At 71.4% G+C, this 12,308-nt stretch carries 13 protein-coding genes; 9 read left to right on the top strand and 4 right to left on the bottom strand.

What is annotated here, in order from left to right:
- Positions 1 to 61: 61 nt before the first annotated feature.
- The 3 genes from HD593_RS50975 to eccCa are packed head-to-tail and all read right to left on the bottom strand — an operon-like array spanning position 62 to position 5,413.
- Entirely contained in the window at positions 62 to 1,141 is a 1,080-nt protein-coding gene (locus HD593_RS50975; RefSeq protein ID WP_185110082.1) for a WXG100 family type VII secretion target, read from the bottom strand.
- Positions 1,138 to 1,422 (bottom strand): hypothetical protein, encoded by a 285-nt coding sequence (locus tag HD593_RS50970; RefSeq protein ID WP_185110081.1) that lies wholly within the window; start codon positions 1,420 to 1,422, stop codon positions 1,138 to 1,140. Before HD593_RS50970 ends, HD593_RS50975 begins: the two co-directional genes overlap by 4 nt.
- Positions 1,423 to 1,429: 7 nt before the next feature.
- The gene (eccCa, locus tag HD593_RS50965) at positions 1,430 to 5,413 is read right to left on the bottom strand and encodes a type VII secretion protein EccCa (RefSeq protein ID WP_185110080.1); all 3,984 of its coding nucleotides are present in this window, start codon (positions 5,411 to 5,413) and stop codon (positions 1,430 to 1,432) included.
- Positions 5,414 to 5,566: 153 nt separating this feature from the next.
- Here eccCa and eccD point away from each other — a divergent pair, with 153 nt between their 5' ends.
- Positions 5,567 to 6,952 (top strand): type VII secretion integral membrane protein EccD, encoded by a 1,386-nt coding sequence (gene eccD / locus HD593_RS50960; RefSeq protein ID WP_185110079.1) that lies wholly within the window; start codon positions 5,567 to 5,569, stop codon positions 6,950 to 6,952.
- 10 nt (positions 6,953 to 6,962) lie between these two features.
- Here the strand turns inward: eccD and HD593_RS50955 are convergent, their stop codons facing one another.
- Positions 6,963 to 7,394 (bottom strand): YbaB/EbfC family nucleoid-associated protein, encoded by a 432-nt coding sequence (locus HD593_RS50955; protein WP_185110078.1) that lies wholly within the window; start codon positions 7,392 to 7,394, stop codon positions 6,963 to 6,965.
- A 124-nt stretch (positions 7,395 to 7,518) separates the two neighbouring features.
- Here HD593_RS50955 and HD593_RS50950 point away from each other — a divergent pair, with 124 nt between their 5' ends.
- The 8 genes from HD593_RS50950 to HD593_RS50915 all read left to right on the top strand — a co-directional run bounded on the left by HD593_RS50950 (position 7,519) and on the right by HD593_RS50915 (position 12,293).
- Positions 7,519 to 7,833, top strand: a complete 315-nt coding sequence (locus tag HD593_RS50950) for a hypothetical protein (RefSeq protein ID WP_185110077.1) — start codon at positions 7,519 to 7,521, stop codon at positions 7,831 to 7,833.
- Entirely contained in the window at positions 7,830 to 8,678 is an 849-nt protein-coding gene (locus HD593_RS50945; RefSeq protein ID WP_185110076.1) for a WXG100 family type VII secretion target, read from the top strand. The genes HD593_RS50950 and HD593_RS50945 overlap by 4 nt, the downstream gene beginning before the upstream one ends.
- A gap of 28 nt (positions 8,679 to 8,706) precedes the next feature.
- A complete protein-coding gene (locus HD593_RS50940; RefSeq protein WP_185110075.1) occupies positions 8,707 to 9,150 on the top strand; it encodes a YbaB/EbfC family nucleoid-associated protein in 444 nt (147 codons plus the stop codon).
- Between the two features lie 128 nt (positions 9,151 to 9,278).
- Entirely contained in the window at positions 9,279 to 9,602 is a 324-nt protein-coding gene (locus tag HD593_RS50935; RefSeq protein ID WP_185110074.1) for a WXG100 family type VII secretion target, read from the top strand.
- Between the two features lie 12 nt (positions 9,603 to 9,614).
- Positions 9,615 to 9,929, top strand: a complete 315-nt coding sequence (locus tag HD593_RS50930; protein ID WP_185110073.1) for a WXG100 family type VII secretion target — start codon at positions 9,615 to 9,617, stop codon at positions 9,927 to 9,929.
- 68 nt (positions 9,930 to 9,997) lie between these two features.
- A complete protein-coding gene (locus HD593_RS50925; protein ID WP_185110072.1) occupies positions 9,998 to 10,408 on the top strand; it encodes a hypothetical protein in 411 nt (136 codons plus the stop codon).
- A 12-nt stretch (positions 10,409 to 10,420) separates the two neighbouring features.
- Complete coding sequence (locus tag HD593_RS50920; RefSeq protein ID WP_185110071.1) at positions 10,421 to 11,818, top strand: hypothetical protein; 1,398 nt, start codon at positions 10,421 to 10,423, stop codon at positions 11,816 to 11,818.
- Between the two features lie 10 nt (positions 11,819 to 11,828).
- Complete coding sequence (locus tag HD593_RS50915; protein ID WP_185110070.1) at positions 11,829 to 12,293, top strand: hypothetical protein; 465 nt, start codon at positions 11,829 to 11,831, stop codon at positions 12,291 to 12,293.
- Positions 12,294 to 12,308 lie beyond the last annotated feature (15 nt).

Here is a 12,308-nt window from a genome sequence, read left to right as displayed (position 1 = left end):
CCGTAGCGCAACCGCGGCCGAGCCGGGCGTCCCGCGCCGTGACGTCACGGCGCGGGACGGATCAGTAGCCGCTGTAGCCGGCGCCCGTCTTCATGCCCACGACCCCGGGTACGGCGGACACGCTGCCGTAGCGTTCGATCGCGTACCGGACGCCGGCCACGATGTTGGACACCGGGTCGTAGATGCTCCCGCCGAGCGAGTAGGCGTCGAACGTCGGGTCGATGGTCTGCATCAGCCCCTTGGAGGGGTGCCCGGCGGCGGCGTTGGAGTCCCAGAGATTGATCGCGTTCGGGTTGCCGCCCGACTCGTGCTGGATGATCATCCAGATGTCGCTGGGGTTCATCTTGTCTGCCGGGTAACCGTGCTCCTGAAGGATGGCGATGGCCTGGTCGATCCACTCCTTGACCCGCCCGGACGGGGCCGGGCCGCCGCCGGCGGGCGGCAGGCCGCTGGCGCCGTAGCCGCCGGGCCCGCCGATGACGGGGCTGCCGCCCGTCCCGCCGTTCGCGGCGGTCTGCGCCGTGTAGCTCTCCGTGCGCCGCCAGTCGAAGCGGTGCCCGGAGTCCGGCGTGAACCGTTCCTCCCCGGCCAGCCCGATCTGCCGGAACGTGGTCTCCCGCTCGCTCAGCAGGGTGCCGAGCGCGTCCTTGGCGTCGTTGACCGCGTCCCTGGCGTCCTGCACCGCCGGGCGCGCGTTGGCGATCTCGTCGTTGACCCACCCGCCGATCCGCTCGTCGAGCTCCTCCTGCTCGGCGTCCGGGTTGTTCTGCTTGTACGTGTCCACCCGGGTGAGCAGCCGGTCGCAGATGCCGTCCACGATCCGCTCGGACGACTCCAGGGCGTCGGCGGCCTTCTCCAGCTTTCCCGCACAGCCGACGAGGGCGTCGTGCAGGTCCTGCCCTGCCTTGCCGTACTTCGACATGTAGCCGACGAAGGCGTCGGCCGACTCGCCCTCCCAGGCCAGGTCCACGGTCGTGACGGCGCCGCCCAGCGTGCCGGTGCTGGTGCTCACCTGGCTCGCGGCGGTCCGCCAGCGGGTGGCGATGCCGCGGATCGACGACGGGCTGCCGCTGACCTCGTCGGCCAGGTCGGCGAGGGTGTTGCCGTTGGGCAGCTCGCGGAGGCCTTCGCGGGCGCTCATGACGGGTCGTTCGCCCTCCGTACGTTGCTCTGCACCAGGTCGAGTGCCCGTTCGACGCTCTCCAGCAGGCTCTTGGCCTTGCCGAACTCGCTGTCGCAGGTGGTCTCCACCTCGCGTACGGCATCGGCCAGCGCGGACGCGCCGCCCACCCGGCCGAAGATCGTCGAGTCGGGCCGGGCGGCGGGGTAGTCGTCGGCCAGGCCGCCGAACCTGCCCGTCAGCGTCCTGCTCGCGGTGCGGCAGTCGTCGAGCGCGTCGAAGTGGATGTCGAGACCTGCCATGATCCTTTCACTCCTCCGATGGCGGCCAGAGCGCCGTCTGCGCCAGCCGCGAGCCGTACTTCCTGTCGACGAGGAAGCCGCGTCCCGGCGGCAGCGGCTGGGCGCGGACGTTGCCGAACAGGAAGCCCTCGTCCTTGGTGCCGGACAGGATGACGGCCGGGCTGGCCATGTCCTTGAGCCGCTGGATCAGCGGCTCGAACATGGCCCGGCCCGCGCCGCCCATCGCCCGCGACAGGATCAGGTGCAGGCCGATGTCGCGGGCCTGGGGGAGCAGGTCGGCCAGCGGCATCAGCGGGTTGTTCGAGCCGGAGACCAGGTCGTAGTCGTCGACCACGATGTACAGGTCGGAGCCCTTCCACCAGTCGCGGGCGCGGAGCTGCTCGGGGGTGAGGTCGGCCGGCGGCAGCCGCTTGAGCAGCGCGTTGCGGGCGTCCTGGACGAGGTCGAGCGCCGCCTTGGCGGAGGCGGCGTAGCCGATGCGGTTGTCGCCGACGGCCGTGTCCAGCAGGGAGCGCCGGTAGTCGATGAAGATCATCATCGCCTCGCGCGGCTCGTACCTGGCCGCCACGTTCTCCGCGATCACCTTGAGCAGGTTGGACTTGCCGCTCTCGTTGTCGCCCAGCACGACGAAGTGCGGGTCGGTGTCGAAGTCGAGGAACACCGGGGAGAGCGTGGCCTCGTCCACGCCGATCGCGATCCTGGCCCTGCTGCCGCTCTGCTCGGGGCCGGGCAGCGACGCGGCGGGCAGCACCGAGGGCAGCAGCCGTACGCTCTTGGCGGGCTGTCCCTGCCAGGAGTCCCGCACGGCCGTGACGAGCCCCTGCACGCCGGTCATCAGGTCCTCGGCGTCCTGCACGCCGTCGATGCGCGGCAGCGCGCTCAGGAAGTGCAGCCCGTCCCTGGTCAGGCCGCGCCCGGGCACGCCCTCCGGCACGGCGAGCGACTTCTTCCTGTTGATCTCGGACTCGTACGCGTCGCCCAGCTTCAGCTCGATCCTGGTGCCGAACAGGTCCCTGATGCCGGGCCGGAACTCCGACCACTTGTTCGTGGCCGCCACCACGTGGATGCCGTAACCCAGGCCGCGCGCCGCCAGGTCGGTGATGACCGGCTCCAGCGCGTCGAACTCCTGCCTGATCGTGAGCCAGCCGTCCACCACGAGGAAGATGTCGCCCCAGCCGTCGCCCTTGAGCGAGCCGTCGGCGATCCGCCTGCGGTAGGTCGCCATGGAGTCCACGCCCTGCTCGGTGAACATCCGCTCGCGCTGCTGCAGCACGCCGGCGATCTCGGCGACCGTACGGCGGACCCGGTCGGCGTCCAGCCGGCTGGCCACGCCGCCGACGTGCGGCAGCCCGTCGAGCCCCGACAGGCCGCCGCCGCCGAAGTCCAGGCAGTAGAACTGCACCTCGGCCGGCGTGTGGGTGAGCGCCATGCTGGCGATCAGCGTGCGCAGCACCGTGCTCTTGCCGCTCTGCGGCCCGCCGGCCACGCCGACGTGCCCGGACGCGCCCGACAGGTCCAGCCAGTACGGGTCCCGCCGCTGCTCGAACGGCCGGTCGATGATGCCCACGACGGCCTGCATGCGCCCGCGCCCCGGCCAGCCCGGCGTCGTCAGCCCCAGCTCGGGCGTGATCGACAGCGGCGGCAGCAACTGCGCCAGCGTCGGCGGCTCGGCCAGCGGCGGCAGCCAGATGCGGTGCGCGGGCGGCCCGTTGCCGACCAGCCGGCCCACGACGACGTCGAGCAGGCTCTGCTGCGACCTGCTCTCCTCCTGCGGACTCGCCTCCACCGGCTCCTCGACGAGCGGCACGGGCACGAAGTCGGGGCCGTACGGCACGACCTCCCTGATCGGCACCGTCCCGTCGGCGGTGGCCACGTGCCCGGAGGCGGGCGTGAACGGCCCCGACACGTACGCGGCCTTGAACCGGGTCATCCCGGTCGTGTCGAACTTCAGGTAGCCGTTGCCCGGCGCGGACGGCAGCTCGTACGCGTCGGCCACGCCCAGCACGACCCGGCTCTCCATGGCCGAGAACGTCCGCAGGCCGATCCGGTACGACAGGTGCGTGTCGAGACCGCGCAGCCGGCCCTCCTCCAGCCGCTGGGAGGCGAGCAGCAGGTGCACGCCCAGCGACCGGCCGAGCCGCCCGATCATCACGAACAGGTCGATGAACTCGGGCTTGGCCGACAGCAGCTCGCTGAACTCGTCCAGGACCACGAACAGCGTGGGCATCGGCTGCAGGTTGACGCCCTGCTCGCGGGCGCGCTCGTAGTCGCGCAGCGAGGCGTAGTTGCCGGCCGCGCGCAGCAGCTCCTGCCTGCGCACCATCTCGCCGTGCAGCGCGTCGTGCATGCGGTCGACCAGCGGCAGCTCGTCCTCCAGGTTGGTGATGACCGCGGAGACGTGCGAGAGGCCGTCCAGGCCGAGGAACGTGGCGCCGCCCTTGAAGTCGACGAGCACGAAGTTGAGTATCTCGGAGGAGTGCGTGACGGCCAGGCCGAGCACGAGCGTGCGCAGCAGCTCCGACTTGCCGGAGCCGGTGGCCCCGATGACCAGGCCGTGCGGGCCCATGCCGCCCTGCGCGGACTCCTTGATGTCCAGCTCGACCAGCCGGCCGTCGCTGCCGAGGCCGATCGGGACGCGCAGCCGGTTGCGGCCGGCGCGGGGCCGCCACGTCTGGCCGGTGTCCAGCCGGGTGGGGTCGCCGACGCCGAGCAGGTCGGTCAGCGTGGTGTTGGTGGACAGCACGTCCTGGGCCTCGCCGCCCTTGGACGTGGAGGCGCGCAGCGGCGCGAGCTGGCGGGCCAGCCCCTCTGCCCTGATGTAGTCGAGCGCGTCGGGGTCGCCGAGCCGGTTCGTGCTCTCCTTGCCCGCGTGGTCGATCTTGACCATGTGGAAGCCGGTCTGGTTGATGCGCAGGCGCAGCGTGCTGCGCTCCTCGACGACGCCGGAGGAGTTCGACAGGTCGATGACGGTGACGCCGTCGATGGCGTCCGCGCCGAGCTGCGAGTCCTGCGGCACGTGCCCGTGGTCCAGGATGAGCACGTGGTACGGCAGCGCGTCCGGCGAGGCGCCGGGCTTGAACCGGGCCCGCTCCTTCAGCTCGCCGCCCACCAGCCGGTCGAGCTGGGCCAGGTTCTCGGCCATCAGCCTGACCTGGCCGGCGCCGTCGTTCTCCTCCGGATGCAGGGCGTGCGGCAGCCACTTGACCCACTCCCAGTGGCCCATCCACTCCCGGCCGGCGCAGACCATGATCCGCATGTCGTCCGGCGAGTGGAACGTCACCATCTGCGCCACCATCGCCCGCACCAGGTCGCGGACCATGGCCGGGTCGCCGTCCAGCTTGATCCGGGCGAACGAGTGCAGCGCCACGGCCACGGGGAGCTGGGAGACCGTGGAGTGGGTGCGGATGAACCTGCGCAGCGCGCCCGCGGTCAGGGCGTCCAGGTCCTCGACGGGCTTGGAGTCCGGCGGGATGAGCTGGATGGCCAGCTTCTGGGTGCCGGTGCCCAGGCGTACGGTGCTGAAGTCCTCGTCGCGGGGGCGGCGCTCCCACAGGCGCGGGCCCATCGCGGTCCACCAGAGCGTGTCGGGGGCCGGGCCGCTCCACTCCAGCGCCTCGCGCTGCTGGACGGCGGCCTTGCGGACCCGCTTGCGGATCTGGGCCAGGTAGCGGAAGTAGTCGCGGCGGGCGCCGTTGAGCCGCTGCTTGCGCTCGCCCGCCTGGCGGCCGATCTGGCCGAGGGTCATGCCGACCATGGAGAAGGCGAACAGGCCGCTGGCCACGTACATGATGGGGTTGGCGTTGGTGCCGTTGGCGGTGAACATCAGGCCCATGGCCGCCGCTCCGGCCACCATCGGCAGCCACGTGAGGGCCGCCATCATGCCCTGCGACTGCACCTCGGGGATCTCCGGGGGAGACTCCAGGAGGATCTCGCCACGCGGCGGCTTCGGGCTGGGACGGCGCTCGGGACGCCGTACGACGACGATGCTCACCCTTGGACAGGCCCCTTCTGACGCTCGGAAGAACCTTCTTACCAGATGTGCCTTACGTCCGAGTTGGGGTCCGAGTTAACTCTTCCTCGCTATGTTGGCCATGTGACTTCGCTGGCCGAGATCCCACCTTCGCCGAACGGCGCAATGCACCAGATGCCCGCGCCGCTCCCGCCGCTCTGCCATGTCACGGTGGTGGGGCCGCGCAGGAAGGCCGACCTGGCGCTGCCCGCCGACATCCCGCTGCCGCACGTGCTGCCCGGCCTGCTGCGGGCCATGGGAGAGCTGGGCGGCGAGACGTCCGCGGCGCCCGGCTGGACGTTGCAGCGGATCGGCGGGCCGGCGTTCGACCTCGGGCAGAGCCTGGCCCAGCTCGGCGTGCTCGACGGCGAGATCCTCTACCTGCGGCCGCGCCAGGTGGCGCTGCCGCCCGCCAGGTTCGACGACGTGGCCGACGTGGTCGCCACCGGCGTGCGCGAGGGCTCGGGGAGCTGGGAGGCCAGGCACACGCGCGCGATGGGCGGCGGCGCGGCCTGCGGGCTGCTGCTGGCCGGGGTCGCGGCGCTGGCGCTCGGCGGGCTGACGCCGCTGGTCACCGCGATCGTGGCGGGGGCGCTGGCGCTGGTGCTCGTCGGGGTCGGCGTGGCGCTGTCCAGGGCGGTCGGCCACTCGGGCGCGGGCGCGCTGATCGGGCACGCGGCGCTGCCGTACGCGTTCCTGGCAGGGCTGCTGGCTCCGGCGGCGGGCGGCGGCCTGTCGGCGCTGGGGTCGCCGCAGGTGCTCGGCGCGCTGGCCTGCACGGCGCTGGTGGCCACCCTCGGCGGCACCGCGATCGCCGGCGGCGTGCCGGGCTTCCTCGGCACGGCCATCGCCTCCATGGTGGGCGCGGTGTGCGCGGCCGTGGTGATGGTGGCGGGGGCGTCGCCCGGCGGGGTGGCGGCCGTCGCGGCGGCCGTCGTGATGGCGTTCGGGCCGCTGGTCCCCGTGCTGTCGTTCCGCCTGGCCAGGGTGCCGCTGCCGACGATGCCGACCAACGCGGAGGAGCTGCGCGGCGACAACCAGAACCTCGACAGCGCCTCCGTGCTCCAGCGCACCGGCGCGGCCCAGCGGTACGCGACCGGCATGATCGTCGCGATCTGCCTGGTGGGGGTCGGGGCGCACGCCCTGCTGCTGGCCGAGGGCACCTGGATCGCCGCCATCATGTCCGTGGTGCTCGCGCTGACGCAGCTCATGCGGGCGCGGGTGTTCCAGGGCGTCGGGCAGCGGATGTGGCTGATGCTCGTCGGGTTCGGCGGGCTGGCGGCGGTGGCCGTGGAGATCGGCGTCGTGGTGGGCGGCCTGGCCGCCGTCGCGGTGCTGCTCGGACTGCTGTGGACCGCGATGATCGTGGTCGGCATGGGGGTGTGGCTGCCCGACGGGCGGCTCTCGCCGTTCTGGGGCCGGGCGGCCGACATCGTGGAGTGGCTGCTGATCGTGGCGCTGGTGCCGCTGGCGCTGGGCGTGTTGGACGTGTACGCCTGGGTGCGCGGGCTCGGCGGCTGACCCGCGGAACTCAGTCGTCGGCGACCGCGCGGCGGCGGATGGCCTCCAGGTCCGCCATCCTCTCGTGCATGTCCCGGGTGAAGGAGTCCTGGATCTCGTCGAACTGGCGCTGGATCTCCTCCAGGGAGACGCCGCCGAGCTGGGGGGAGACGGGGATGAGCGCCATGGTCCTGCGGGTCTGGTCGTCCTGGGCGGCGCGGACGGCCTGGACGATCTCCTCGGTCAGCTCGTCCAGCTCCATGCGGCTCGCTCTGGGGGCCAGCTTCAGCTGGTCGAGCCGGCCGTTGGCGTCCACGGTCGCGGTGACCGCGCCGCTGCGGCTCTCTCCCGCGCCGGAGATGCTCTGCAGTTCGCCGATCATGCTCGTCAGCTCGCGCAGCGAACGCTCGCTGTCGCGCAGGAGGCCGTCGAGGTCGTCGGGGTTGAAGTCGCGGGAGCTCATGCGAGCACGCCACCCGGTCCGGGTTAACAGTTGGGGAGTACCGCATGACCAGCTGCTGAAGTGATCAGAAAAATCCCGCTATGAGTGATGAAACAGGTGCAAACCACCGCAAGAATCCAGCTCTGTGGGAACCACACGCGAGATCCACATCACCTCGAGCACCATCCGCAAGACGCGCGGGCGCATCGACCGGGAGCTGAAGGACGACATGGTCGGCTTCGTCCGCGGCATGATCCCGGCCGCCGACGTGCAGGGCAGCGGCTTCGGGACGTTCGGCGACCAGATCATCGGCGGCACCTACAAGGACGTCCAGGTCCGGTGCGACGAGATCATGGGCGAGGCCATGGCGACCCTGGAGAGCTGGGTGACCGCCATGACCCACTGCGAGCGCAACTGGACCGCCGCGGAGAACGCGAACATGGTCGGATACCGCGCATGAGCGACCCGTACCTGAACGCCCTCTCACCGGTGTCGAGGGGGTCGTCACCGCTGATCCCGCTCAACCCGGAGAGCGGGAAGATCGGCTCCCTGTCGGCGGCCGGCGCCGAGAGCTCCGCCTCCAGAGGGCTGGCCACGCTGCGGGCCGCCGGCCGGATCTCCGCCTGGGTCATCCCCGCCATCATGGTCGCCGCCACCGTCAACGCGGACGAGGGGGAGATCGCGCGGGCCGGCACGATCTGGAGCGTCGGCATGAGCGCCCGGCTCGACGACGGGGTCAAGAACCTCATGCCGCAGATACTCAAGACCTCCGAGACCGGCTGGATCGCGGCCGACCAGCAGGAGTACGCGCGCGTGCACGCGCGCTTCCACGGCGAGATCGGCGCCCTGCGCAAGATGTTCGACGACATCGGCAAGGTGCTCGACGAGATCGCCGCCGCCTTCCGCGCGTACTGGGTGGCCATCACGGTGCTGGGCGCGGCGACCGTCGCGGCGCTCATGCGGGCCCTGTGGCTGAAGATGTTCCCGGCCCCGCAGACGCGGGCCCTGGGCATGCTGCTGGAGCAGCTCACCGGCGCCAAGGTGCTCACGGCGGTGACGATCGGCACCGGCGTGATGGGGGCGCTGCTCTCCAAGGGCGGCGACACGCTGACGACCATGGCCAAGAAGGAGCGCCAGTTCGGCTACGTGGCGCCGACGGGCGTCGCCGCCATCGACTTCCAGCGGGCCCGCCTCGACCTGAGCCACTACCCCTCCTTCAACGAGCCGCCCGCTCCCGGGAAGCTTCCGGCCGGTTCGCAGACCTTCGACTGGATCGCGCCGGATGTGAGCACAACCACGCCGTGAACGTGGCTCTTGGTGCAGGATGTGACTCGTGACGGATTTCGGGGACTTCGCCAACATCGACGTCGAACGTCTGTTGCGCGGCGTCGACGAGCAGCTCGCCAAGTCCGACGAGCTGCAGAGGCGCATGCCGCTGCTGGTCGGCCGGGGTGAGGACGCCGACGGCCTGGTCGCCGTCGAGTACGCCCAGGAGGGCATCCGCACCCTGGACATCCACCCCAAGGCCATGCGCCTGGCGGCCGTGGAGCTGTCGGAGAAGATCAAGGAAGCCGTGGGCGCCGCGACGGCGGACCTGCAGCGCGCGACCGAGGAGCTCATGGCCGAGCTGTTCGGGACGGCCGCGACCCCGTCGCGCCTCATGAACGACCCGCAGGCCCTGCTCAAGCCGATCAAGCAGGCGGAGGCCAACTACGACCGGGCGTTCGAGAACGTCATGGGCGAGCTGGACCGCATCCGCCGGGACCTCGACCTCTGATTTACCAGCGGGTTTGCTCCCTTGTCGAGATCCTGTTACATCTTCGCAAGAGGGACGCCTGTTACTCATGAGGCCAATGGTGCTTATATGGATAAGCGACCGAAATTGCGCACAACGGAGGTAGCAAAGTGAGCTATTACGGGGCGTCGAGCTCCCAGATCAACCTGGCGGCGGGAAACGTCACCGACACGGCCCAGTTCATCGAGGGTCTGCGTGTCGCGGTCGAGACCACCTCCAACGGTCTGCTCAGCGCCGACTGGCTCGGCCCGGCGGCCAACCGGTTCCGCACCATCATGGAGAGCTGGGACGCCCAGATGCGGGCCGTACGGCAGGACCTCGAGGGCATCGCCGAGAAGATGGGCGCGAACGCCATCACCTACAGCATGAACGACGAGGACGTCATGGCCGGTGTCGGCAAGGTCGAGGCGCTCATCAACGCGGAAGTCAAGTAAGGGGGAACCGGCATGCCCGAGATGGATTTCACCAAGGTCAACTTCAAGAACATGGACTTGGCCGCCAAGGACTACGAGGACATCGTCAAGGCCTTCGACCAGGCCCTCGACGACCTGGTGACCAAGCTGCTGCAGCAGCTTCAGGAGAACTGGGACGGCGACGTCGAGGGCGCCAAGGCCGAGTTCATGCGGTACAAGACCAAGTGGGACAACGCCGCCGCCACCATGAGCAGCAACCTCGTCGAGCTGCGCGGCGCCGTCCAGATCGCGAACCAGAACTACCAGGCCGCGGAGGCCCGCAACAAGGCGATGTGGTACGAGGGCTGAGCCCTCACTCCGCCGTCGTTCCTTCTTCGGCCACCGCCCGCGGTGGCCGAACGCGTGAGGAGAGGATCATGGGGGAGCTCGACCCCGTACCGTGGCGGGGGCTGGACGACACCGACGCCGACCTGTACTACAACGTCGGCAAGATGCGTGCCGTCGCCGACGACCTGGAGCTCGCCCTGGTGCCCACACAGGGCCCCGGGGGCACCAAGGACGGCGGCACGGGCGCGGTGGAGGCCCTCACCAGGTACTTCGACCTGACCCAGCAGCACATCGGGAGCTGGCCCGCCGCCGCCGCGTTCGCGCACAGCGTCGGCACCACCGGCCCCGACCCGGGCGGCCAGGTGTCCCTGGAGGGCCGCGGGCAGCGCCTGGCGTCCCTGTACCGGGAGTACGTCGAGTGCTGCCAGCGCGTCGTGCAGGCGATCAGGGACAGTGCCGCGGTCTACGAGCGCACCAACCCCGTCAGGGGCGATAGCTGAAAGTGAGAGCCAGTGGCTGAGCGGACCGTTGACATCCGCGACCCCTCCAGGCGACCGACCGCCGGCGCGGTCAACGCCTCCCGCGAGGAGATCCAGCAGTGGCTGGACGGCACGTCCCCGCTGGAGGTGCACGACCGCGGCATGACCTACGGCCGGGTGGCCGACGCCATCAAGGCGGTGTCCGACGCGCTGCCCGACATCGGCGTGGCGCTCAACGACGCCTGGCGCTCGGAGGCGGCCGCGAAGACCCAGCGCGCGCTGCAACTGCTGCACGCCAGCGGTGCCGCGCTGGCCGACGCGATGACCCAGATGTCGGACGCGCTCACCCTGTACGGGCGCGACTACCTGCCGACGGCCATCGAGGAGGTGCGGGCGGGCGCGAACCAGCGGTCCGACGCCGAGCCCCAGCCCTCGCCCGGCCCCGCGCCGACGGCTTCCGCCGAGCCCACCACGGAGCCGGTGATCGACCCGTCGTCCTCACCCAGCGCGCAGCCCACGCCCAGCGCCACCCCGCAGGCGTCCGAGCTGGACGACGAGGCCGCCAGGCGCGCGATGGAGAAGCTCGACCGGCACATCGTCGACCTGTACGACTTCAAGATCCCCGACAGTGTGACCATCGACCTGCCGACGGTCACGCCGGTCACGGACGACGGCGGCCGGGACCTGCCGCCGATGGACCAGGACACGCCCTACACCTTCGGCGACTCCCGGAACAGCGGCGGGTCCTCGGGCGGCTCCTCCGGCTGGGGCGGTTCCAGCGGCTCCAGCGGGTCGAACGGGTCGTCCGGCTCAAGTTCGGACTCCGGAGACCGGCCTGGCGCCGGGACACCGGGCTCCTCCGGCGGCCCGGGCTCCTCCGGCAGCCCCGGCTCCTCCGGCGACGGCCCCGGCTCCTCCTCCGACACTCCAGGCTCCCCCTCCGGCAGCCCCGGCACGCCCGGCGACCAGGGCTCCCCGGCCCCCGGGAGCCAGAGCGACGGCACCGACGGCACCACGCCGTCCGTGATCGACAGCAGCACCACGGACCCGGAACGCACCACGCAGGCCGGGCCCGAGACCCAGGACCCCCGGGCCACCGAGACGGCCGCCACCCCGCCGACCGCCACCCCGCCGACCGCGACCACGTACACCCCGGTCACGACGCCGCAGACCAGCTACCCCACGCCCACGGGCAGCGCGGCCCCCGCCGTCATCGGCGGGCCCGGCTCGTACACGCAGCCGGGCGTGCCCGGCGCCGCGGCGGCGGCCAGGGCGGGCGCGGGCGGCATGGGCTACCCCTTCATGCCGATGGGCGGCGGCGCGCCACCCGGCGAGCACGAGCAGCAGGAGAACACGACGAACCTGACGGGGGAACGCGACGACTGGCACTCGGCGACGGAGAGCACCATCTCGCCGGTGATCCGCAACTGAGGGAGGCGACATGGCGATCCAGCTCGACCCGAACTGGCCGGGTGCTTCGGACGACGACGAGAGCGAGGACCCGTACACGAACCGCACCGAGGTGCGGCGCATCGCGGGAGACCTGCACGAGCTGCTCAAGAAGCTCACCACGTCCTCCGGCATCCCGGTGACGGAGTACGCCGTGGCGATCGGCGACCCGGTGCCGGGGCCGCGGCTTCCGGCGGGCGCAGGCTCGCTGCCGGACCTCCAGGCGCACTGCGCGCTCAACCAGGAGCAGATGGGCCAGTGGCCGGCCGCCATCACCTACGGGACGGCCGCCTTCACCGCCTACTCGACGCTGATCGGCGAGCCCGGCAGCACCAGCGGCCTCTACGCCGGCCTCAACAAGCAGGCGGAGGAGTCCTTCGACGCCGTGCTGGAGATCGCGCGGACCTCCGAGACCGCCGAGCAGGCGACCGAGGAAGCCACCTCGCGTCAGACCTGAGACGAAAGAAGAGCG

Source organism: Nonomuraea rubra, from assembly GCF_014207985.1.
Lineage (GTDB): Bacteria > Actinomycetota > Actinomycetes > Streptosporangiales > Streptosporangiaceae > Nonomuraea > Nonomuraea rubra.
The sequence above is the reverse complement of the archived record's forward strand: the minus strand, read 5'-3'. Positions and strand labels throughout refer to the sequence as shown.